This window comes from Micromonospora sp. NPDC051196 (genome assembly GCF_040682415.1).
Taxonomy (GTDB): domain Bacteria; phylum Actinomycetota; class Actinomycetes; order Mycobacteriales; family Micromonosporaceae; genus Micromonospora.
This window is the reverse complement of record NZ_JBFBAY010000001.1, coordinates 60,484-83,719: the sequence shown is the minus strand read 5'-3', so window position 1 is coordinate 83,719 and position 23,236 is coordinate 60,484. Positions and strand designations below refer to the sequence as shown.

General features: G+C 68.1%; 18 protein-coding genes and 1 pseudogene. 11 read left to right on the top strand and 8 right to left on the bottom strand.

Annotation, left to right across the window (positions count from 1 at the left end; translation table 11 throughout):
• Nucleotides 1-50: 50 nt before the first annotated feature.
• Nucleotides 51-1,898: a 2-oxoacid:acceptor oxidoreductase subunit alpha gene (locus AB0M35_RS00385; protein WP_363740110.1), complete on the top strand. Its 1,848-nt coding sequence runs from the start codon at nucleotides 51-53 to the stop codon at nucleotides 1,896-1,898.
• Nucleotides 1,891-2,928, top strand: a complete 1,038-nt coding sequence (locus AB0M35_RS00380; RefSeq protein WP_363740109.1) for a 2-oxoacid:ferredoxin oxidoreductase subunit beta — start codon at nucleotides 1,891-1,893, stop codon at nucleotides 2,926-2,928. The genes AB0M35_RS00385 and AB0M35_RS00380 overlap by 8 nt, the downstream gene beginning before the upstream one ends.
• Before the next feature lie 72 nt (nucleotides 2,929-3,000).
• On the opposite strand, the gene AB0M35_RS00375 is transcribed toward AB0M35_RS00380, so the two are convergent.
• Complete coding sequence (locus AB0M35_RS00375) at nucleotides 3,001-4,014, bottom strand: potassium channel family protein (RefSeq protein WP_363740108.1); 1,014 nt, start codon at nucleotides 4,012-4,014, stop codon at nucleotides 3,001-3,003.
• A 197-nt stretch (nucleotides 4,015-4,211) separates the two neighbouring features.
• Between AB0M35_RS00375 and AB0M35_RS00370 the strand changes: the two are divergent.
• The 6 genes and pseudogenes from AB0M35_RS00370 to AB0M35_RS00345 all read left to right on the top strand — a co-directional run.
• A pseudogene (locus tag AB0M35_RS00370) lies at nucleotides 4,212-4,448 on the top strand (helix-turn-helix transcriptional regulator); the annotation flags it as partial.
• 685 nt (nucleotides 4,449-5,133) lie between these two features.
• Nucleotides 5,134-5,721: an ATP-dependent Clp protease proteolytic subunit gene (locus tag AB0M35_RS00365; RefSeq protein ID WP_363740107.1), complete on the top strand. Its 588-nt coding sequence runs from the start codon at nucleotides 5,134-5,136 to the stop codon at nucleotides 5,719-5,721.
• Nucleotides 5,722-6,214: 493 nt separating this feature from the next.
• On the top strand, nucleotides 6,215-8,878 hold the full coding sequence (locus AB0M35_RS00360) for an HAD-IC family P-type ATPase (protein WP_363740106.1): 2,664 nt from the start codon (nucleotides 6,215-6,217) through the stop codon (nucleotides 8,876-8,878).
• Between the two features lie 409 nt (nucleotides 8,879-9,287).
• The gene (locus tag AB0M35_RS00355) at nucleotides 9,288-9,845 is read left to right on the top strand and encodes a hypothetical protein (protein WP_363740105.1); all 558 of its coding nucleotides are present in this window, start codon (nucleotides 9,288-9,290) and stop codon (nucleotides 9,843-9,845) included.
• Nucleotides 9,842-11,401, top strand: coding sequence for an MFS transporter (locus AB0M35_RS00350; protein ID WP_363740104.1), 1,560 nt, complete (start codon nucleotides 9,842-9,844; stop codon nucleotides 11,399-11,401). Before AB0M35_RS00355 ends, AB0M35_RS00350 begins: the two co-directional genes overlap by 4 nt.
• Nucleotides 11,402-11,513: 112 nt before the next feature.
• On the top strand, nucleotides 11,514-12,335 hold the full coding sequence (locus AB0M35_RS00345) for an aminoglycoside phosphotransferase family protein (protein WP_363740103.1): 822 nt from the start codon (nucleotides 11,514-11,516) through the stop codon (nucleotides 12,333-12,335).
• 110 nt (nucleotides 12,336-12,445) lie between these two features.
• Here the strand turns inward: AB0M35_RS00345 and AB0M35_RS00340 are convergent, their stop codons facing one another.
• Complete coding sequence (locus AB0M35_RS00340) at nucleotides 12,446-12,853, bottom strand: nitroreductase family deazaflavin-dependent oxidoreductase (RefSeq protein ID WP_363740102.1); 408 nt, start codon at nucleotides 12,851-12,853, stop codon at nucleotides 12,446-12,448.
• A 123-nt stretch (nucleotides 12,854-12,976) separates the two neighbouring features.
• Entirely contained in the window at nucleotides 12,977-14,587 is a 1,611-nt protein-coding gene (locus AB0M35_RS00335) for a DUF6194 family protein (RefSeq protein WP_363740101.1), read from the bottom strand.
• Nucleotides 14,588-14,641: 54 nt separating this feature from the next.
• Here AB0M35_RS00335 and AB0M35_RS00330 point away from each other — a divergent pair, with 54 nt between their 5' ends.
• Together AB0M35_RS00330 and AB0M35_RS00325 are read left to right on the top strand one after the other, a co-directional pair.
• Nucleotides 14,642-15,358, top strand: a complete 717-nt coding sequence (locus AB0M35_RS00330) for a TioE family transcriptional regulator (RefSeq protein ID WP_363740100.1) — start codon at nucleotides 14,642-14,644, stop codon at nucleotides 15,356-15,358.
• Between the two features lie 102 nt (nucleotides 15,359-15,460).
• Complete coding sequence (locus tag AB0M35_RS00325; RefSeq protein WP_363740099.1) at nucleotides 15,461-16,024, top strand: dihydrofolate reductase family protein; 564 nt, start codon at nucleotides 15,461-15,463, stop codon at nucleotides 16,022-16,024.
• A 48-nt stretch (nucleotides 16,025-16,072) separates the two neighbouring features.
• On the opposite strand, the gene AB0M35_RS00320 is transcribed toward AB0M35_RS00325, so the two are convergent.
• From AB0M35_RS00320 to AB0M35_RS00300, 5 genes are all read right to left on the bottom strand, one after another.
• The gene (locus tag AB0M35_RS00320; RefSeq protein WP_363740098.1) at nucleotides 16,073-17,104 is read right to left on the bottom strand and encodes an NAD-dependent epimerase/dehydratase family protein; all 1,032 of its coding nucleotides are present in this window, start codon (nucleotides 17,102-17,104) and stop codon (nucleotides 16,073-16,075) included.
• A gap of 57 nt (nucleotides 17,105-17,161) precedes the next feature.
• Entirely contained in the window at nucleotides 17,162-17,875 is a 714-nt protein-coding gene (locus tag AB0M35_RS00315) for a PIG-L family deacetylase (RefSeq protein ID WP_363740097.1), read from the bottom strand.
• Between the two features lie 48 nt (nucleotides 17,876-17,923).
• Nucleotides 17,924-19,183, bottom strand: a complete 1,260-nt coding sequence (locus AB0M35_RS00310; RefSeq protein ID WP_363740096.1) for a nucleotide sugar dehydrogenase — start codon at nucleotides 19,181-19,183, stop codon at nucleotides 17,924-17,926.
• A gap of 685 nt (nucleotides 19,184-19,868) precedes the next feature.
• Nucleotides 19,869-20,732: a glycosyltransferase gene (locus AB0M35_RS00305; RefSeq protein WP_363740095.1), complete on the bottom strand. Its 864-nt coding sequence runs from the start codon at nucleotides 20,730-20,732 to the stop codon at nucleotides 19,869-19,871.
• The gene (locus tag AB0M35_RS00300) at nucleotides 20,671-21,891 is read right to left on the bottom strand and encodes an MFS transporter (protein WP_363740094.1); all 1,221 of its coding nucleotides are present in this window, start codon (nucleotides 21,889-21,891) and stop codon (nucleotides 20,671-20,673) included. The genes AB0M35_RS00305 and AB0M35_RS00300 overlap by 62 nt, the downstream gene beginning before the upstream one ends.
• A 630-nt stretch (nucleotides 21,892-22,521) precedes the next feature.
• On the opposite strand from AB0M35_RS00300, the gene AB0M35_RS00295 reads away from it, so the two are divergent.
• Nucleotides 22,522-23,226: a 2OG-Fe dioxygenase family protein gene (locus tag AB0M35_RS00295; RefSeq protein ID WP_363740093.1), complete on the top strand. Its 705-nt coding sequence runs from the start codon at nucleotides 22,522-22,524 to the stop codon at nucleotides 23,224-23,226.
• Nucleotides 23,227-23,236 lie beyond the last annotated feature (10 nt).

Sequence of the window (23,236 nt, the reverse complement as noted above, 5' to 3'; positions counted from 1 at the left end):
CGGGTGAGGACGACGCGCCGCCGCGGCGCGCAGCGAAGCGAGGTGCGGGCGTGACCAAGCAGATCCGCCAACTGGACCGAGTGGTCATCCGATTCGCCGGTGACTCCGGCGACGGCATGCAGCTCACCGGTGACCGGTTCACCTCCGAGACGGCCCAGTTGGGCAACGACATCTCCACGCTGCCCAACTTTCCGGCCGAGATCCGGGCACCCGCCGGCACCCTGCCGGGCGTCTCCAGCTTCCAGGTGCACTTCGCCGACTACGACATCCTGACGCCGGGCGACGCACCGAACGTGCTGGTGGCGATGAACCCGGCGGCGCTCAAGGCAAACCTCACCGACCTGCCCCGCGGCGCCGACATCATCGTCAACACCGACGAGTTCACCAAGCGCAACCTGGCCAAGGTCGGGTACGCGAGCAGCCCGCTCGACGACGACACGCTCGACGGGTACGCGGTGCACCCGGTGGCGCTGACCTCGATGACCATCGGCGCGCTGGCCGACCTCGACGTGTCCAAGAAAGACGCCGAGCGGGCCAAGAACATGTTCGCGCTGGGCCTGCTCAGCTGGATGTACTCCCGGCCGTACTCCTCGACCCTGCGGTTCCTGGAACGCAAGTTCGCCAAGCGACCGGAGCTGGTCGCGGCGAACGTGGCCGCCTTCAAGGCCGGCTGGAACTTCGGCGAGACCACCGAGGACTTCTCCGTCCGGTACGAGGTCAAGCCTGCGAAGATGCCGCCGGGCACCTACCGCAACATCACCGGCAACGCGGCGCTGTCGCTGGGCATCGTCGCCGCCGGGGTCCGCTCCGGCCTGCCGGTCTTCCTCGGGGCGTACCCGATCACCCCGGCGTCGGACATCCTGCACGAGTTGAGCAAGCACAAGCGGTTCGGCGTGACCACCATGCAGGCCGAGGACGAGATCGCCGCGGTCGGCGCCGCGCTGGGGGCGTCGTACGGCGGTGCGCTGGGCGTGACCACGACCAGCGGCCCGGGGGTGGCTCTCAAGAGCGAGACGATCTCGCTGGCCGTGGCGCTGGAACTGCCGCTGCTCATCGTCGACGTGCAGCGCGCCGGCCCGTCCACCGGCATGCCGACCAAGACCGAGCAGGCCGACCTGAGCATGGCGTTGTTCGGTCGGCACGGTGAGGCTCCGGTGGCGGTGATCGCCCCGAAGTCGCCGTCCGACTGCTTCTTCGCAGCGCTGGAGGCGGCGCGGATCGCGCTGACGTACCGCACCCCGGTGATCCTGCTCTCGGACAACTACGTCGCCAACGGCTCCGAGCCGTGGCTGCTGCCGGACGTGGAATCGCTGCCCGACCTGCGGGTCGAGTTCGCCACCGCACCCAACGGCGAGGACGGCACGACCTTCCTGCCGTACCTGCGTGATCCGCAGACCATGGCCCGGCCGTGGGCCGTCCCGGGCACGCCCGGCCTGGAGCACCGCATCGGCGGGCTGGAGAAGGCCGACAAGACCGGCGACATCTCGTACGACCCGGCGAACCACGACTTCATGGTGCGTACCCGGGCCGCCCGGATCGAGGCCATCCCGGTGCCGGACGTGGAGGTGGAGGATCCGGACGGCGACGCCCGGGTACTGGTGCTCGGCTGGGGTTCGACGTACGGCCCGATCGGCGCCGCCTGCCGGGCGCTGCGCCAACGGGGGCTGCCGGTCGCGCAGGCGCACCTGCGGCACCTCGCGCCGATGCCGGCGAACCTGGGTGCGGTGCTGCGCTCCTACGAGCGGGTGGTCATCCCCGAGATGAACCTCGGCCAGCTCGCCCAGGTGATCCGGGCGCGGTACCTGGTCGACGCGATCGGCTACAACCAGGTCCGCGGCCTGCCGTTCACCGCCGCCGAGCTGGAGACGATGCTGGAAGAGGTCCTGAAGAATGTCTGAGCCCGTCGCCCTCAAGCTCACCGCCAAGGACTTCAAGTCCGACCAGGAGGTGCGCTGGTGCCCCGGCTGCGGTGACTACGCGATCCTCGCGGCCGTTCAGCAGTTCATGCCGGAGCTGAACATCCCCCGGGAGAACATCGTCTTCGTCTCGGGCATCGGCTGCTCGTCGCGTTTCCCGTACTACATGAACACGTACGGCATGCACTCGATCCACGGCCGGGCCCCGGCGATCGCCACCGGCCTGTCGGTCTCCCGGCCGGACCTGTCGGTCTGGGTGGTCACCGGTGACGGTGACGCGCTCTCCATCGGCGGCAACCACCTGATCCACGCGCTGCGCCGCAACGTCAACCTCAAGATCCTGCTGTTCAACAACCGGATCTACGGCCTGACCAAGGGTCAGTACAGCCCGACCTCCGAGGTCGGCAAGATCACCAAGTCGACTCCGGTCGGCTCGGCGGATGCGCCGTTCAACCCGATCTCGTTGGCGCTGGGTGCGGAGGCCACCTTCGTCGGCCGGACCATCGACTCCGACCGCAAGCACCTCCAGTCGGTGCTGCGGGCCGCCGCCGAACACGAAGGCTCGGCGTTCGTGGAGATCTACCAGAACTGCAACATCTTCAACGACGGGGCGTTCGACCAGCTCAAGGATCCGGGCATCCGGGACGACCACCTGATCCGCCTGGAGCACGGCCAGCCGATCACCTTCGGCAAGGACGGGCAGTTCTGCGTCGTACACCCGCCGGGTGGTTTCGGCCTGGAGGTCCGTGAGACCGCGAGCACCCCGGTCGAGGAGATCGTCGTGCACGACGCGGGCGTCGCCGACCCGGCGTACGCGTTCGCGCTCTCCCGGCTGCCCGGGTTCGACCTGCGCAACACCCCGATCGGGGTGTTCCGCTCGGTGGCCCGACCGTCCTACGACAGCGTGGTGCAGGCTCAGGTGGCCGAGGCCAAGGCGAACGTCACCGAGACCCCCGAGCAGCAGCTCGCCGGCCTGCTGGGCAGCGGCGACACCTGGACCATCGTCGGCTGACGACCGTACGCGAAGGGCGGGGCGTTCCATCTCGGAGCGCCCCGCTTCCTGCGTTCGGCGACCCTGCCGGGGTCAGGGCAGGGTGTTGGCGGTGGGCCGGTCGTCGCGTACGTGGACCAGCATGTCGCCGGTCTCGACGACCGCGCCCGCCTGGTCCGCCAGGGTGACCACCTTGCCGCGCCGGACCAGCGCGATCACCAGCGATTCCAGCTCGCGGGGATTCCGGCCGACCTCGTGCCGCTCGGCCGAGCGCATGGCCAGCGCCATACCCTGACCGGGGGTCAGCAGATCCTCCACCACGTCGATCAGCGGTGGCGCGGAGGTGGACAGCCCGAGCAGCCGACCCGCGGTTGCCGAGGAGACGATCACGTGATGCGCGCCGCTCTGTTTGAGCAGCGGGGCGTTCTCCGCCTCCCGGGCGGCGGCGATGATTCGTACCTGGCCGGCGGTGAGCTGGCGTACGGTCAACGCCACCAGCACCGAGGCGTCATCGCTGTCGGTCGCGATGATCACCGCCTTGGCGGTACGCACATGGGCCTGGTTGAGCACCGAGGAACGGGTCGCCGAGCCCTCGATGGCGACCAGCCCGTTCGAGGTGGCCTGCCGCAACGCCGAGCCGTTGCGCTCCACCACGACGATCCGGGACTTGTCGAGCCCGTTCTCCTGAAGCGCCGAAATCGCGCTGCGGCCCTTCGTGCCGTAGCCGCAGATGATGACGTGGTCCTTCAATTTCCTCTCCCACCGGTGCAGGCGACGCCCGGTCCGATACTGCTCGGTCAGCACCTCCAGCGTGGTGCCGACCAGGATGATCAGGAACAGCACCCGGGCCGGGGTGATGAACAGGACGTTCACCAGCCGAGCGCTCTGGGTGGCCGGCACGATGTCGCCGTAGCCGGTGGTCGACAACGAGACCACCGCGTAGTAGAAGCAGTCCAGCAGGGTCAGGCCGTCGTCGTTGATGTCGCGGTACTGGTCCCGTTCGAGATAGACCACCGCCACCACGGCGAGCACCAGCCCGACGGCGGCAGCCAGCCGTAGGCTCAGCGCGCTCAGCGGGCCACGCCGCTGCGCGGGAAAGTGGATCACCGCGGGACCTGCCCCGCCTCCGTCGCCTGCACGAGCACAACATAGCCCTTGGCCGGGAATCCGCACGCCGAGGCACCCGAGCACGAAGCTCCGCACAGCAGTTGGGCGTGCCGACGGAAAGGCGGCGGGACGGCATCGGCGACCGCAGCCGGGCATGATGGGTAGGTCAGCGCAGGACCGGCGAGAGTGAGGCCCGCATGTCGTTGCTGCGACGGGTGATCGGCGCGGTGCTGCGCCGGGAACGCCAGCGCCAAGGCCTGACGCTACGAGAGGTCGCCCGGGTCGCCGGGGTGTCGGTGCCCTACCTGTCCGAGGTCGAACGGGGGCGCAAGGAAGCCTCGTCCGAAGTGCTCGCGGCCATCTGCCGCGCACTCGGCATCTACCTCTCCGACCTTCTCGAAGCGGTCCGCGACGAGTTGCGCCGGGTCGAGCGCCGGATACCGTCCACCCCACTGGGCAGGGCTCCACTCGGCGGCCAACTGCCGACCACCCGGCACGACGGCTCGGTGACCGCTGCCACCCGGGCCACCTCCGGCGGCACCCGGCGCCCGGTCGCCCAGCTCGGCGGAGTCGGCTGGGTGGGTGAAGCCGGCGGGTTCGGCATGCCCGGCGGTCTCACGCCCATCGGCGGCGGTCTCAGCTCCATCGGCGGTCTCACGCCCATCGGTGGACTGGCCGGAGGACTGCGGGTCGTGGTGTTCAGCGACCCGGTCGGCCTTGAGGTCGCTGAGGTCGGTGCACAGCCCGGTCGCGTGCTCGCCCGGGCTTCCTTGCGGCGGCCGATGACGGCGCCGCGGCCCAGCGGCAGCGCACTGCGCCGGGCCCGCCGGCTGCGGTCCGCCGTGCTTGCGGCCCGGTTGATGCGTACGCCCTCCCACCGCGACACCCGGCCTCGGCGAGCCGCCCGGCGTACGCAACGACTCGCTATCCAGGTCGCCCCTGGCGTACTCGCCCAACTGTCTCTGCCCTCGCGCGACCTCGCCAACCACTAGTGGTTCTGCCCAGGGCTGATCTGCCCGGGGCAGAACCACTGGGACCCCGACCTCCGGCCGGTCCAGGCTGAAAGGTGCCGGTCCCCGGGCGGTCGCCTCGCCCACCGGCGAACGGAGGGTGGACGAGATGATCACGATGCTGGACGACGGGCAGCGGACCTTCGGCGACCAGGTGTTCGAGCGGTTGCTGCGGGAACGAATCGTCTTCCTCGGCAGCGAGGTGACCGACGAGACCGCCAACCGGATCACCGCACAGATCCTCCTGCTCGCCGCCGAGGACTCGACACGCGACATCCACCTCTACATCAACTCGCCCGGCGGCTCGGTGAGCGCCGGCATGGCCATCTACGACACCATGCGCTTCGTCCCCAACGACGTGGCGACCCTGGCGCTCGGAATGGCCGGATCGATGGGTCAGTTCCTGCTCTGCGCGGGCACGGCCGGCAAACGGTACGCCCTGCCACACGCCCGGATCCTGATGCACCAACCCTCGGGCGGAATGGGTGGCACCGCCTCCGACATCACCATTCAGGCGGAGAACATGCTGCACGTGAAGCAGACCATGCAGCACCTGATCGCCCACCACAGCGGACGCGACCTGGCCGAGATCCAACGCGACTGGGACCGCGACCGCTGGTTCACCGCCGAACAGGCCCGCACCTACGGCCTCATCGACCAGGTCGTAACCACCACCACCCAACTCTCCACCCCCTAACCCCTCCCCGCCCCTCGCCCTCCCTCCCCGCCCTCCCTCCCCGCCCTCCCTCCCCGCCCTCTCAGCCCGCCCGCCCCCCTCTCAGCCCGCCCGCCCCCCCCTCTCAGCCCGTCGATCTTGCACTTTTGGTCGGCGAAATGTCCGGTAGGCACCATTTGCCGCGACGAAAAGTGCAAGATCGACGCGGGAAGGAGCGGGCGCGGCACGCAGGAAGGGAGCGGATCGGGTGCGCAAGAGGGTGGGGGCTGGGTTGGGCGATCGTCATCGGGCTGCTGGCGTGGCGTACCGGTGGGGTTGATTTTTTGGGGTGTTTGTCGGTTGCCGGGTGTTGGTTTGGTCGAAGATTTCATCAACTGCTCAGGCTGCGGCTCAAGTCTGCGGGCACGGTGATCCCGGCTCCGGCGCGGGCGATGCGGGTACGACTTCCGATTGCGAGGTGACGGTGGGTTCTGGCGAGCCGGCTGAGTCACCTCGCCGGGACGGGCACCACTCCATGCCGTCCCATGAGGTGGTGCTCCTGCTGGAGACGGATCCGCGCCGCGGCTTGAGCAGGGAGGAGGCCGAGCGTCGTCTGGGGCGGTACGGGCCCAACGTGCTGCCGGCCGCCGGGGGCGGTGGTGTCCTGCGCCGGTTCCTACGACAGTTCCACCACCCGCTTGTCTATGTGCTGATGGCGGCTGCGGTGATCACGGCGGTGCTCGACGAGTACGTCGACAGCATCGTGATCTTCGGCGTCGTGCTGGTCAACGCCGTGGTCGGGTATGTGCAGGAGTCCAAGGCGGAGGCCGCGTTGGACTCGTTGCGGTCCATGGTGCGCACCGCGGCGCGGGTGGTGCGTGACGGGCAGGAAAGGTTGGTCTCCTCGGACGAACTGGTTCCGGGCGATCTGATCGTGCTGGAGGCCGGCGACAAGGTGCCGGTGGACATGCGCCTGGTCCGCCTGGCCGAGCTGCGGGTGGACGAGTCGGCGCTGACCGGTGAGTCGGTTCCGGTGACGAAGGACGAAGCGGAACTGCCGGATGTGACCGACGTGGCGGACCGGCGCAACATGGTCTACTCGGGCACCCTGGTGACGGCGGGCAGTGGCGCCGGCATCGCGGTGGCCACCGGCACCGAGACCGAGTTGGGGCAGATCCACCGGTTGGTGGGCGCAGCCGAGGCGTTGGCGACCCCGCTGACGAGCAAGCTGGCCTGGTTCAGCAAGGTGCTGACGTTGGCCATCCTCGTCCTGGCGGCGGTGACCTTCGGTGTCGGTGTGCTGCGCGGGCAGGACGCGGCCGAGACCTTCACCGCGGCCATCGCTCTCGCGGTGGGGGCGATCCCCGAGGGGCTACCGGCGGCCGTCACCGTCACGTTGGCCATCGGTGTCACCCGGATGGCGCGGCGGCGGGCGGTGATTCGCCGGCTACCGGCAATCGAGACGCTGGGTAGCACCACGGTCATCTGTTCTGACAAGACGGGCACGCTGACCGAGAACCAGATGACGGTACGGGCGCTGTGGACGCCGGACGGCGAGTTCATCGTCACCGGTTCGGGTTACCGACCCGAAGGGGAGATCCGCGACGTTTCGGGCACCCCGGCCGGCGAGGCGAACAGGGCGCTGCACTGGTCGCTGCTCGCGGGTGCAGGCTGCAACGATGCCCGGATACACGAGGAGAACGGCGAGTGGATCCTCACCGGCGACCCGACCGAGGGGGCGATGCTGGTGGTCGCCGGGAAGGGCGGCATCGACCGGGACCGGTTCGAGGACGGCTGTCCCCGTATCGCCACGATCCCCTTCAGCTCCGAGCGGCAGTACATGGCCACCCTGCACGGTGAACGCGACTCCGGACGCGAGGTTGTGCTGGTCAAGGGCAGCGTGGAACGGATCGTGGCGATGTGCCGGACCGAGATGGGCGCCGACGGGGAAAGCCGCCCGCTGGACGCCGAGGCGGCCCTGCGCTCGGCGGAGCAGCTGGCCGGCGGCGGACTTCGGGTGCTCGCGACGGCCGTCGGCCCTGGTGGCCGATCCGACGGCTTCGACGAGCGACAACTGCCGGGCACCCTGAGCCTGACCGGTCTGCAGGCCATGCTGGACCCGCCCAGGAGCGCCGCCGCGCCTGCGGTACAGGCGTGTCACACCGCCGGAATCGGCGTCAAGATGCTCACGGGCGATCACGCGGCGACGGCCACCGCCATCGCCACCGAAGTCGGCGTACTTGGTGACGATCATGGAGGGCAGGTGCTCACCGGCAGGGATCTGGAGGCACTGCCGGCCGAACGGTTCGGAGAAGCGGTCGACCGCGCTGCGGTGTTCGCCCGGGTGTCACCGGAGCAGAAACTGCGGTTGGTCGAGACACTCCAGCAGCGCGGCCACGTGGTCGCGGTGACCGGTGACGGGGTCAACGACGCCCCTGCGCTGCGCCAGGCGAATATCGGGATCGCCATGGCGCGTACCGGGACCGAGGTGGCCAAGGAGGCCGCCGACATGGTGCTCACCGACGACGACTTCGCCACCATCGAAGCCGCGGTCGAGGAGGGCCGCGCAGTGTTCGACAATCTCACCAAGTTCATCGTCTGGACGCTGCCGACGAACCTCGGTGAGGGGCTGGTCATCTTCGTCGCCATCGTCCTGGGCGCGACCCTTCCGCTGCTACCGACACAGATCCTGTGGATCAACATGACCACCGCCGTTCTGCTCGGCCTGATGCTCGCCTTCGAGCCGAAGGAGACCGGCATCATGCGGCGACGGCCGCGCGATCCTCGCCGCCCTCTGTTGACCGGCGCTCTCGTGGGCCGGATCGGGTTGGTGGCCGCCCTGCTCGTCGCCGGCACCTGGTGGCTGTTCCATTGGGAACAGAACCGCGGCGCCGATGTGGCCGAAGCACGAACCGCGGCACTGAACCTCTTCGTCGTGGTGGAGGCGCTCTATCTGTTCAGCTGCCGTTCCCTGGTCACGTCCGCCTGGCGGGTCGGTCTCTTCACCAACCGGTGGATCCTGGCGGGCGTGGCGCTACAGGCCGTCGCTCAACTCGCCATCACCTACCTGCCGGTCATGAACAACGTCTTCGACACCGCGCCGATCGGCGGCGATGTCTGGCTGCGCATCCTCGCGGTCGGGGTGGCAACCGCCGCCGTGGTCGCGATCGACAAGCGGATCCGGAAGCACCGGATGTGACGACCGGCGCAGCCGGCCGCGTATCGCGGCCAGGCTCATCTCCCGCTCCTTCTGCTGGATCGGATGGGTGGTCGGCGGATCGGGAGGCCCCCCCGGTCTCCCGATCCGCCATCCCCCCGGCGGGCCGGTAGCGGCTGTTTCGCCTCGAAGTCTGTCCGGGCGACGGACCCGGTCACCAGGGACTGCCGTCCCAGGTGCCCGGGATGTTGTCCCGGCTCATCGAGCTTGGCCGGCTGGCGACGATCGTCGACGAGTTCTTCGGCAGTTCTCCGAGGCACGAGCGGCCTGGTCAGGTCATTCCGGGGAGGCGCTCCCCTACTAGTACTTTTGTACTTGTACCGACGTACTAGTTCGTGAGGATGAAGATGACATTGCCGATCGCCGGGTGGCCCACGCACCGGGCGCTCCCATGACCTTCCGCAGGGATCCCGAGGGGCGCCGGCGCGCCATGCTCGAAGTCGCCGCACAGGAGATGATCACCAACGGGTACGCGGCACTGACGCACCGGCGGGTGGCCGAACTGGCCCAGGTGCCGCTGGGCGCCACCACCTACTACTTCGAATCCCTGGACGACCTGCGCACGAGTGCGCTGGAGGTCATCGTCGCCCAGGCCGACGAAGAGATACGCCAGGTCGCAGAGAGCATCCATGCCTGTCAGGGGAGCCCGGCGGGTATCGCCGCGCTGTTCGCCGCCTACCTGAGCGACCGCGCGAAGATACAGGCCGAAAACCTGCTCTACTACGCCGGCGTCTACCAGCCCGAGCTGCGTCCGTTAGCCCAGCGCTGGGTCAAGGGGATCACCGAGATCCTCTCGGCCTACGCCGCACCCGAAGCCGCCCAGGCCACGGCCCTCTACCTGGACGGCGTCATCCTGCACACCCTGCTGCACGACCGGCCCATCGACGAGCCTGCCCTGCGCATGGCCATCGCCGCACTGATGAGCACGTCCCTGGAGGAGAAGCGGTGAGCCCTACGCGCACCACCGACGCACCCACGGCTACCGCCGGGCACCTGTCCGCCCGTCGCCGGTGGGCCGCCCTGGCCGTGCTGTCCACGAGCCTGCTGGTGGTGGTCATGGACATGACCATCCTCAACGTCGCCCTGCCCGACATGGCCACGGCACTGTCACCGACCGCAGCCCAACAGCTGTGGATCGTCGACATCTACTCCCTGATCCTGGCCGGGCTGCTCGTCACCATGAGCACCCTGGGCGACTGGTGGGGCCGCAAGAGGATGCTCTTGACCGGCTTCGCGATCTTCGGTGGCGCGTCCCTGCTGATCCTGGTGGCCGAGTCGGCCCCCGCGGTGATCGCCGTACGCGCCCTGCTGGGTGTAGGCGGAGCGATGATCATGCCGGCCACCCTGTCGATGATCCGCAGTCTGTTCACCGACCCGGCCGAACGCGCCAAGGCGTTGGGCATCTGGGCGGCGGTGGCCTCCCTGGGGGCTGCCGTGGGGCCGATCGTCGGCGGACTGCTGCTGGAGCACTTCTCCTGGCAGGCGGCGTTCCTGCTGAACGTGCCCTGGATGGCCGCGGCCATCCTCGCGGCCCTGTTCCTGCTGCCTGAGGCACGCAATCCGAACCCGGGCCGCTGGGACGCGGTGGCCACCGCCTTGTCGATCGTGGGCATGACCGCCCTGGTGTGGAGCATCAAGCGCATCGCCAAGGAAGGCCCGACCGACCTGCTGGCCCTGGCGGCGCTGACGGTGGGGCTGGCCCTGCTGGTGTGGTTCGTGCTGCGTTGCCTCCGCAGCGACTCCCCGCTGCTGCGGGTACGCCTGTTCGCCGTCCCCTCGTTCACGGCCGGAACGCTGGCGGCGCTGTTCACCATGCTGGCCATGGGGTCGGCGCTGCTGCTCGCGGCACAGTGGCTCCAACTCGTGCAGGGGATGTCGCCCTTGCAGGCCGGCGTCGCATTGCTGCCGTTGGCCGTCGCCTCGGTGGTGTTCTCCCCACTGGCCCCCGTACTGGCCCAGCGCATCGGTGCCCGCACCGTCCTGGTGGGCGGCCTGGCGTCGTCGGGTCTGGGTTTCGCGATCCTGGCCGTAGCGCCCAAGCCGCTCAGCTACCCACCCGTCGGGATCTTCCTGGCCCTGCTCGGGGCCGGAATGGGCGCCCTGGCGATCGCCTCGGCGATCATCATGTCGGGAACCCCGGCCGAGCACGCGGGCAGCGCCGCAGCCATCGAGGAGACCTCCTACGAACTGGGCGCGGTCCTGGGCGTGGCCGTGCTGGGCAGCGCGGCGGCGGCGCTGTACCGCGCCGAGCTTCCGGTCTCGGACCTGGCCGCCGCCGGATTGAACACCGGTCAGGTGTCGGTGGCCCAGGAGTCCCTCGGAGGCGCCCTGCACGTCCTGAACGGTCTGGGTCCGGCCGGGGCCGCAGCCGCCGCCCAGGCCCAGGAGGCCTTCACTAACGGGCTGGTGCTGGTCGGGGCCATCGGTGCCGCGATCATGCTGGTCTCGATGGTCGTGGTGTTCGCCTTGACTCCCAAGGAACTGGACGTGACCAAGGGCCACTGAAGTGGTCGGTCGGGGTACGGGCTGCCAGACTGACCGGATGCCCCGCGAGTACGAGCCTCCGACACCGGAGGTCCTGCGGTGGGTGGCACACCACGTTCATCGACGTGCCCGGGTGACCGCAGTCGTGCCCTTGCGAGGCGGGATCACTGCGGACATGGACCGGATCACCGTCGATTCCCCGACCGGCCGCAAGGACGTGGTGCTGCGCCGCTGGCCGAGCGAGGACTGGACCGAGGGCTTGGTGACCCGCGAAGCCGACGCGCTCGCGGCCGTCCGCGGCTGCGGGGTTGCCGCACCCCGACTCATCGCGATCGACGAGGACGGGGCCGAAACCGGGGTGCGCTGTACGCTCACGTCCGCGCTCATCGGGCAGCCGGATCTGTCCCCGGACGATATGCAGTCCTGGCTGGGTCAGCTCGCGGCCACCCAGGCCGCTGTCCACGCGGTACCCAACCACCCGCAGACCCGGTGGGATGGCTGGTATACCGAGAGCGCAACGCTGGATTGGCTGGTCGACCGTGGCCTGCGTGATGCCGCCCGCGAGGCTGCCGCAGGGGCGCTTGTTGCGGAGAAGGTCCTGGTCCACGGCGACTACCAGCACTTCAACGTGCTGTGGCGTGACGGTCGGCTGAGCGGCGTCGTGGACTGGCCGAACGCGGCCACCGGCAACCGGGGCAGCGACGTCGGCCACTGCAGACTCAACCTGGCGGTGTTGTTCGACACCAGGACGGCTGAGGACTATCTGGTGACGTACGAGCGCGCTGCGGGAGTACGGGTGGACCGGCGAGCCGACCTGCGAGCGTTGCTCTGCTTTGACCTCGATTGGCAGCGCTTCATCCCGGTCCAGGTCGGCGGGCGGGCTCCGCTCGACGTGGCCGGGATGCCTGGCCGGGTCGAAGCCACGATCCGCGAGGCATTGGACGGAATCGGCTAGTCAGCCATGGGATGCGACCCACTGCCCAGCCGGGCGAACTTCCGGTGGACCGCACCCATGGTGACCGCTCATCACCGCGCTCGGACGCCAACGGGTTGTGTCGCCGCCGCCTACCGTGCAGGTTCGAGTACGACGACCGGGATCTGGCGGTTGGTCTTGCGCTCGTAGTCGGCGAAGCCTGGATACGCGGCCTTCTGCGCGCTCCAGATCCGTTCCCGCTCGTCCCCGACGGCAACTCTGGCGACCAGCTCGACCTTGTCCGTGCCGATCTCCGCTTGGGCCTGCGGACGAGCGAGCAGGTTGTGATACCAGTCGGGATTGGTGGTCGCGCCGCCCTTGGACGCGAACACGGCGTAGCCGCCGTCCACCTTCTGATACATCATCGGGTTCACGCGAGGCTGACCGCTCTTGGCCCCGACGGTGTGCAACAGCAGCAGCGGCGCGCCGGCGAACTGACCGCCCACCTGCCCGCCATTGGCGCGAAACTCAGCGATGATCTTGTCGTTCCAGTCACTCATGGCTTCTCCTCACCCCCGCGCACCGACTCCCCGCATCCGATTCTGGCAGTCCTGGCCGCAGCGTGACACCGCGACGCGGCCGGGCACCGACGAACCTGGCATCGACAACACTCAGCGCCGGGCTCAGTCCTGCTGGTCAGCCGCGTGAGTCTGCTGGTCAGCCGCGCGGCGCTCGGCGCGCTCGTGGCGGTTGACTGCTCGGGCGTGGGCGATGGCGAGCAGTCGGTCGATTTCGGGCAGCATGTGCGGGCCGGGCATGACGATGCTGCCGAAGCCGTACAGCGCGTAGCCCGGGTGCGGCACGAAAGTGTCCAGCCGGGCGAAGTCGAACTCGTGCCGGTGGTCCTCGAAGGCCCTGGGTGGAAAGCCGAACAGATTCTCGAACTCGGCTCGACCCAGGTCCAGGTTGAGGCGGAAGACGCCGGGACGGTCGAGTTGGGAGGCCACGTCGAAGCCGGGCACGTCGTGTTCGACGATGGTGGCGAACGGCTGGCGACGGTCCGGACCGACGTAGAAGAACCGATCGCCCCAGGCGCTCTCGGGCGACCCGTTCTCCTCGCTCGCCACGAACTGTTCGACGCCGGGCAGTGCGAGGATCCGGTCGGCGAGCATGGCCGCGTTGACGCCGCTCGGGATGTGCAGCACCGCGTCGGCGTGTTCGATGGTGGCCTGATCCAGCGGGAAGTAGCGGTAGTCGTGCGTTCGCTGCTCGGCCGTCTCGATGTCGGATGCCCGGACGTACCGGGGAAGAGTGGTTCCCTGCTGGAGCCGGCCTTCGTAGGTCGACGGGGCGGGCGCCTCGATGCCGAGCGCAGGGCTCGCGCCGAGGCTACCGACGATCACCGCGTACCGGTCATCGAGCAGTGCGGCGATGATCGCGCCGGCGCCGGCCCACGAGACGTCCGTTCCGGCCATGGTCATCGTGCTCAAGTGGCGCTGAAGGTGCGTGTTGTGCGCGAAGACCAGGGTGGGTCCGCGGTGTGCCTCGGCCGACCGGATTGCGAGCAGGTTCTCGGCCATCAGCGCGTCCCGGACCTCGACCAGGCGGGCGAAGCGTTCCTCCTGCTTCAGTGGTGCAGCGGCCGCGGCGTGGTAACGCAGCACCGCGACGGCGGACGTGGCGTGTACGAACGCCGTGTGCCAGCCCTCGGGTCGGCGGGGTGCCTGCAGGTACAGCTCGGTCAGCAGGTCGTCGGCGATCACCCGCAGACGCTGCGCGTCGGCCGAACACCCGATCGACCTGCCGGGCTCCCAGATCGCTGCCGTGTCGCTCCACCGCGCCTCGTCGCCGATCAGATCGTCGATCTCCGCGCAGCGGTCGAGGTCGAGGAAGTCACAAACCCGGGTGAGGTAGCGCCGTGGACTCGGCGCGCCCTCGATTTCCAGCGGGGCGTCGAAGCCGTGGAACGTCAGGCGCTCGGCAGCCGACCGCCCGACGTTGTACTCACGCATCCGCAGCAGCAGGTCACGGTTGGCCGGAGCGGCCCCGAACCCGTGGCTGAACCCTTCGGCGAGCGCACGGTCGAGCGTGACGACGGCGGAGCCTCGGACGAACTCGTCGGCGATCAGCCCCGCAGCCCGGTCGCTCTCCAGCGCGATCGACCGGTAGCCGTGCTCGGCCAGCGACATGAAGGCCTCGTTGCGGATCTGGAGGAAGGCGGACTCGCCGTGCGTCGGCTCACCGAGTGCGAGCAGAGCCGGCGGTACGGCAAACAGGTCGAGAAGGGAGGTCATTGCATCGACCGTATCGTTGAACCAGCGGTTGAAACTTCCAAGCGACGGAACGCGGTGACAGCCACGAAACCCTCCACCCCAGGGGTACGCCGACCAGTCGACCTCGCGCGCCGACACGGCCTCTCCGCGCAGGCCGTGCGCAACTACGAACGCGACGGCGTCCTGCCGCCGGCCCCGCGCAGCCCGACCGGCTACCGCCGGTTCACCGAGGTGCACGCCAAGGCGCTGAGCGCCTACCTCGCGCTGATCGCAGGCCACGGCTACGCAGCCGGCGGCGACATCATGCGTGCCGTCAACCGGGGTGAGATCGACACGGCGTTACGCACCATCGACCACAGCCATGTGCTGCTGCAACGCGACCGAGAAACCCTGGACGCGGTCGAGGCGGCCGTCGCCACTCTCACCGGCTCGAAGCGGCCACCGCAGAGCCGGAAAGCCGTACCGATCAGCGTGTTGGCCCACCAACTCGGCGTACGCCCCGCGACCCTGCGCAAGTGGGAGCAGGCTGGCATTCTGCGGCCGGCGCGCGACCCGACGACCGGCTACCGCGTCTACTCACCGGACGATGTCCGCGACGCCGAACTCGCTCACCTGCTGCGCCGTGGCGGGTACCGGCTCGACCACATCACCGACGTGCTACGCCGGGTACGCGAAGCCGGCGGCGCCGAACCGCTCGCCGCGTCGCTGCGCCAGTGGCGGGAACAACTCACCGCGCGCGGCCGAGCCATGCTCACCGGCGCCGCCCGGCTCGCCGAATACATCGGTGGATGACCCCGAGGAACGTGACGTGGGGGCACGATTGCCAGATCCATACGGGATGAAAGGCTGAGCGAATGTCCAGGCACTTGCGGCTGATCACCGAAAGGTAACGGCATGGCGAAGCTGATCTACGTGACGAACCTGTCGCTTGACGGCTACATCGAGGACGAACGCGGCGCCTTCAACTGGCTCCCACCCGACGACGAGGTATTCGTATTCACCACCGACCTCCTACGGTCCGTGGGCACGCTCCTCTACGGACGGCGCCTGTACGAGTCGATGGCCGTCTGGGAGACCAACGCCGCTCTGGCCGCGCAGTCCGACCTCATGGCCGACTTCGCGACCGTCTGGCAGGCACCGAACAAAGTCGTCTACTCCACGACCCTCGCCGCGGTGTCAACCGCCAACACCCGACTCGAACGCCATTTCGACCCCGCCGTGGTACACGAGATGAAGACCACGGTCGAAGGCGATCTCACCATCGGCGGCGCGAACCTCGCCACGCAGGCTTTCAAGGCCGGGCTGATCGACGAGTGCCGGCTGTTCGTCTGGCCCGTGGTCGTCGGCGGGGGCAAGCCAGGGCTGCCGACCGGCGTACGGACCGACCTCGAACTGCTCGATGAGCGTCGATTCGGAAACGGCGTCCTGCACCTGCGCTATCGAACCCGCGGACAGTGACCGACAGCGCCGTCCGGTTGGCAGACCCGACGCAATCCGGCACCTGCGCTACGCGACCAACTCGCCATGGCCGAAGGCTTCGCCGACACGCTGCGCGCCGGCCTTGCTCCGGGTCTGGTCCGCGCGGCGCGCGGCGCCGACGACCGATCGCACGATGTCGTCGAGGCCGTACCGGGCGGTGTAACCGATGAGTTCGTGGGCCAGCGTAAGGTCCGGCATACGGCGGCGCATGTCTTCGAAGCCGCTACCGTAGGCGACGTCGTATGGGACCGTACGGATGTCGCTCGTCGACCCGGTGCAGTCCTTGACCATCTCGGCGAGCCCGAGGATGGTGGTCTCCTCCCGCCCGCCGAGGTTCACCGCCCTGCCGTGCGCCGCAGAGGTCCCCAGCAGTTCGACCATCGCGGGTACCACGTCGTAGACCGACCCGAAGCACCGACGCTGCGTGCCGTCGCCGTACACCGTGATCGGTTCGTGGCGGAGCGCCTGCGCGACGAAACGTGGCAGGACCATGCCGTACCGGCCGGTCTGCCGTGGGCCCACGATGTTGAACAGTCGGTAACTCACGCACGGCGTGCCCGTCTCGGCGGCACGGGTGTGTGCCACCAACTCGTCCAGGCCCTTGGCCGCCGCGTACGACCACCGGCTGAGCAGCGGGGACCCGAGGACCCGGTCGGCGTCCTCGCAGAGCCCGTCGGCATCGTTCTTGCCGTACACCTCGCTGGTCGACGCGATGCCGAAGGGCACGCCGTGCGTCACAGCCGCCTCGACGACGTTTTCCGTGCCGTACAGGTTGACGCGCAGGGATTGGAGAGGGCTGTCGACGATCGTGTGTACGCCGACGGCTGCGGCGAGGTGGAAGACCGCGTCCTTGCCCCGGACGCACTCGCTGACCAGATCCCGATCGAGGATCGACCCCTCCACGAGGCGTACGGTGCCGGCGTCGAGGCAACTGGCGAGGTTCGCCACCGAACCGGTGGAAAGCTCGTCCAGCACGGTGACGTCGTGGTGTTGCCTGACCAGGAACTCACACAGGTGGGAACCGATGAAACCGGCGCCCCCGGTGACAAGAACTCGCATCGCTCGCTTCCTTTCGGCAGCAGGGTGGGTGTGAGCGAGACAGCCGGAACCGGCCCGTCAGGCCAGACACCGCATGATGTGGTACGCCTCGGCCAGCCGTACGCCGGCCTGCATGCCCCGCAGAACCGCGAGGCTGCGGAGGGTCTGTTCGGACCGGGTGTGCGGGTGCTCGTGTACCTGGGTGGCGTACAGCCGCATGGCCTCGAGTTTGTTGTCGAGGTCCTCCTCGGTGAGTTCGACCAGGAGGTTCGGCATGGAGACCGGTTCGGCCCGCCACTGGTCCGCCGCCTCTTCGTAGGCGAGGACGAGATCAGGGTGATGGCGTAGCCGAGTGTTGGACGGTCGCGTCGCGGTGTGGGCCGCCTCCGCCACGGCCTGATGGTCCTGGTTGTAGCTCGTGCGGTGCGGGGCGATCAACACCGTGGGCCGCAGCCTGGCGATGGCGAGCGGGCTCTCCTGCTCCACCATGTTGGCCAGTTCCAGCCGGGCAGTCTGGTCGAGCCGGAGGTGGTACTCGTCCCCCGGGAACGCGATGTGCCATCCGTCCCACTGTTGGTGGTCCGCGACCCGCTTGATCTCGTCGTTCCGTTCCTCCGGGGAGGAGAACACCGACGAGGAGCGGTCGGTGGTGTTGCCGACGGTGAGGAACTGGATGAAGACCTCGGCGCCGGCGGACTTCGCCTTGTGGATCAATCCGCCGCAGCCGAGGATCTCGTCATCGGGATGCGGCGAAAGGATCAGGATGCGCTGTTGCGACCAGTTCAAGGTCATCGTATTGTCCGTTTCCGTAAGTCGGTCTCAAAGGCGTTTGCGCGCGCTTCAGAGTCGCTCGACGTTCTCGTGGCAACCCATCAGGCCGCTGGTGTCGAGCACCAGCCGGGCCCGCCGGGCGATGGCCACGAGGTCGAACGCCGAATGCGCCTGGAGCAGTACGACGGCGTCGCACTCGTCGACCGCGTAAAGGGGTGCCTCCACCGGGGTGATGCTCACCCCGTCGACACTCCAGTTGCGGATGTAGGGATCGGCGAAGCGCAACTCGGCACCGAGCGCCAGCAACTCGCGGGCCAGTGGCAGGGCCGGGGTTTCGCGGTCGTCGGCGATGTCCGGCTTGTACGTCACACCCAGCAGCATCACTCGCGCGCCGTTCACCGACTTCCGTTCCCGGTTCAGCGCTCGTTGCAGCCGACTGGCGACGTACTTCGGCATCCGTCCGTTGATTTCGCCGGCGGTCTCCGCCAGCCGGAAGGTGTAGCCGAGCCTGCGGACGGTGTGCGACAGATAGGAAGGGTCGATCGGGATGCAGTGTCCGCCCACTCCCGGGCCGGGGAGGAACTTGTGGAAGCCGAACGGCTTCGTGGCGGCGGCCTCGATGGTCTCCCACAGGTCGATACCAAGTTCTTCGCAGAAGATCGCCATTTCGTTGACCAGGGCGATGTTCACGTTGCGATACGTGTTCTCCAGCAGCTTTGCCATCTCGGCCTCGCGCAGACCGGAGGTGGGAACAACCTGGGACACCAGCTTGCCGTAAAGCGTGGCGGCGTGATCGCGACAGCTCTCGGTCAGGCCGCCGACGACCTTCGGCGTGTTCCGCAGTCCGAACTGGCCGTTTCCCGGATCGATGCGCTCCGGCGAGTACGCCAGACTGAAGTCGCGGCCCGCAATGAGGCCGGACTCCTCCAGGATCGGCCGGACGACGTCCTCGGTCGTTCCGGGATACGTCGTCGACTCTAGGACGACAAGCGTGCCCGGCGTCAGATAGGCGGCCACCATCCGTGCCGCACTCCGCACGGCCGACAGGTCCGGTCCGTTGTCATCGCTGAGTGGCGTCGGCACACAGATGGTGATGGCCGCGCTTTCGGCAAGTGACGACGGATCCGCCGTCGCCCGGAAGCCGGCGGAGAGCATCTCGCCGAGATCGTCCTTGGAGATGTCGTCGACGTAGGATTTCCCGCTGTTCAACATGTCGACGCGACTGACGTCGATGTCCACCCCGATGACACGGAGTCCGGCAGCCGACGCCTCCTTCAGCAGAGGTAGTCCGACGTAGCCAAGACCGATCACTGCCAGGTCGTACGACACTCGGGGACGCTGCGCTGCCGATCCGTCCGCGGTAGATGTAGGTAGGTAATCGTTCTCGAATGACCGATGCGACGGAGCATCGTCCAATAGCATGGAGGTAACCGACTCTTGTCTCATGACCGCCTCATTTCGACCAGACTGCTTACCGTCTGCCGGACCGCGTACCCGTGACCGGGCCTCGCCGACCCTGCCCGAGCTCCTTGCGGGTGCACCGGACCTGCCTGTCGGGAGTCCCGCGACCAAAGGGGACGACCTTTTCTTGGTCGGGTTGCCGGATGACGTCGACCCCTGGCGGGATTCGCATCATCTCTTACGCGCCTGTCGTGCGACTCGCTGGAACCAACGACGGGAGAGCGCACAATTCGTGCCCGCTCTCCCAATAGCCTGAACGCGATCCCGTCCTTTCGCAGTCCTTTGTATTCGTAGCAGCAACGTACTCCGGCCCGGGTACCGCATCAGCGTTATACCGGATACTCAAGACGTTCGCAGGAACTGCTCATTGGAACGGGGATTTACTACTGAGCCGAGCTTGACGGGAGCGGCCGGCCGGAATGTGGCCCGTCCGGGACCGATGATCGCGTACGAAAAGCCGGCCCGGGTCCTATCGACCCGGGCCGGCTCGCGAGGGGCACCACGCTGATATGAGTCCACCGGCCGATACCAGCCACATATCGGCGGTGATCCGTCAGTGGGTCAGCTTCCGACCCCGGATGACGTCATTGATGACGAAGAAGTTGATGGTCGGGACGATGTCCAACAGCCGCGTGATCGGCGTGTCGTACTTCCGGGCCATGTACCGGTAGTTGGCGACGGCGTCGGCGCCCTCACCGTCGCGCTCGTGCGGCCAGTGCAGGGACATCGCGTCGCGGTTCAGGAACATGCGGGCCCCGTCGCGGTGCAGCCGGTAGCCGAGGTCGACGTCCTCACCGCCCCACGCGCGGAACGCATCGTCGAACATGCCGACCCGCCGGAGCTGGTCCGTCCGCGCCGAGGAGTTGAACGTCCAGTACATGAGCCAGGGCGCAGGCGCGCCGGAGAAGTCGTCGCCCTCCCGGACGAAGAAGTCCTCCCGGATGTCGGGGTGAAGACCCTTCGCGCGCCACTCCGCGATCGTCCCGTCCACATTGTCCAGGTCGAGGTCGGCGAGGACCTCGTCGGCGTTCTGGCCGTCCAGGCTGTAGCCGTAGACGTAGCCGCAGAGAGCGATCGGCTCACTAGTCGCCTCGTGGGTGGCGAGATGGGTGCGGAGAAGGCTGGAGTGTGCCATCACACCCGCGTCCATGAAGACGGTGATATCACCCTTGGCGTGGCTGATGCCGACATTGCGGGCACCGGCCGCCCGGTAACCTTCGTCCTCCTGGAAGAAGTACCGCAGGTTCATCTGGTCCATGTACTTCTTCACCACGTCCGAGGTGTCGTCGGACGATCCGTCGTCGACCACGAGCACCTCGTAGTCGTCGTGATCCAGGTCCTGATGGACAAGGGACTCAAGCGTGAGCCGCAGAATGTCCGACCGGTTGTAGGTCGGGATTACGACGGACAGTTTCATGGCCTCTCCTTCTGTTGCGGGACACTTCGTGGACGGCGAGCAACGCGAACGCCGCAGCCGTCAGCAGGCCACCGAACAACGGGATGACGCGTACTCCAGCCGTCGCCAGCAGACCCGCGCCGACGAACGAGCCGGCGGCGAGGCCGAAGTTGAACGCGACGCTGAGGCTGGCCGACGCCATGTCGGTGGTCGAGGGGGCCACCTGCATGATGCGGTGCTGGATTCCCGCGATCAGCGAACTGAACGACATCCCCGCCACGGCGAGCAACGGGATCGTCAATGCCTTGCTCGCGCCGAGCCCCCAGAGGCCGAGCATCGCGACGGTGATGAGCCCGAGTAGACCCAGCACCACTCCGAGCGGAGACCGGTCCAGGAGCCGGCCGACCGCCCAGGTACCGGCGACACCGAACGAGCCTTGGACGAAGAGCAGCATGCCGAGGGATGCTGCGGCGAACCCGCTGACGTCGAGGAGGAAGACGGTCATGTAGGTGAACGCGCCCATGGCGCCGGTGACCGCGAGGACGGTGGCGACGAGGAGCACCACGAAACGGCGTCGGTCCGGCATCGGTCCGGTGTCGCCCGCGCTCTCCTGCGGTCTGACGTTCGGCAGGAGCACGGCGACCGCGATACAGGTGACGAGCCCGAAGACGGCCATGGCGAGGAAAGCGGCACGCCACCCGGCCTGCCCCCCCAACCAGGTGCCGATCGGTACGCCGAGGACCGGGCCGAGAGCGTTGCCGATCGACAGTCGAGCCACGATGCGACCTCGAATGTTCGCGGGGAACATCGAGATCGCTACGGGGAACACCACCGCCCAGAAGACACCGTTGGTGGCGGCGGACGCCAGCCGCGCAATGAGCAGCACCTCATAGGAGGTGGCGAGGGCCGAGACCGTGGTCGCTGCGGCGAACACACCGAGAGCGCCGGCGAGCAGCGGGCGCCGGGGTACGCGTCGGGTGACCCGGGTCAGCGGGAGCGCCACGATCATGACCACCAGGGCGTACCCGGTCACCAGCAGGCCGGCCTCGGACCGCGAGCGTCCCAGGTCTGGTGCGATCAGCGTGAGCAGCCCGATCGGAAGCACCTCGGTGGTCACGTAACAGAAAGTGGCGGCGGACAATGCGACGAGGGCATAGACCGCGCGTCGTTGGTGCGCCATTGATTACCTCCCGAGTCCTGGAAAAGGTGTAGCAAGAAGTCGCCACGCAAGTGGTGTGGAATGGACACTCGATCATCTCGATGGCGCTACTCAATCGCAGATCCATCCATCTGCATCCGGCTAACTGGGTTTTGAGGGTAGCACAGCAAGGAAGATCCTCCTGTTGTGGACACGCGAGGGCCACACTTACAGCAGGCCAGGAGCCATATCAAGGTCCACTGTGGCGCGGGGACTGCCGGGTACTGCTACCGCCTTTAGGCGGATAGGAGGAAGCTGGCGCTCCGGCGGAGACCGCCGAGCCAGGCACGCGATCTTCCGGGCAGGCCGCCGTCGCGTCGGGCACTGCCGGATGGCCACGCTGTGGCCGAACATGCGATCAGGATTACGCCGCCTGGACTCCGCCACGCCTCTATCGGGGACTTCGGCGCCCGGTCCGACGCCCGGTCGTGTCCTGTCCGGAGCGAGACCAGTGACGGCATCACCCATCTGTCCACCTGATAGACAGCGCCCTGGGTGAGGACTCGATCAGGTTATGGGTGCCATTTTCTGATGTATTGAGTGGAGCTTGACCGGGAGCAGAGTACCGCCCCGCGAGTACGTTCATGCCTGGATAAGAAGGGAGGCACAGAAATGTCTATCGAAGATGTCGTCCTGCTTCGCGAAGAGGACATCGTGAAAAACGGATGGACCCACGGGCAACTTCACGCTTCCGTGAGCGACGGGTGGTACGAATTCGCGAAATTCTGGGACGATCTCCCAATCGACCCGTACGTCCAACCGAGCCATCGGACGTCCCGGTACCGCCGGTTGGGACGACTGCTGGGACGCTCTCAGGGTGGCCTCGAGGCGCTGCCCGCCGAGCCGTTCTATCAGGCGACGGACGTGAACCGGGTCTACGGCGGGCAGGCCAGGCAGTTCGGGCCGATCACCCCGGAGATGTACGGGAACGCGCACTTCCAGACCACCCTCGCGCACGACCTGGAATTCATCAGACGCGCGAGCGGATACGACGGCGACTGGCTGATCACCGTACACGTGATTCGCGTGACGGCCGCCGGTGACGCCACGTCGGCGCCGGCCCCCGAGGGGCGGCACAGCGATGGTCACGACTACGTGGTCATGCACCTGATCGGTCGGCAGAACTGCACCGGCGGCGTCAGCCGGATCTTCCGAAAAGGGGAGGCGGAGCCGCTGTTCGTGCACACGATGCTGAATCCGATGGAAACCATTGTGCTCGACGATCGCGTCATGGAGCACGAAGTCACCCCCATCGGTCCCGAGGATGCGCCTGTCGCTATCCGGGACATGATGATTATCGATTTCGAGCGGGCCTAGCCTTCCGGAG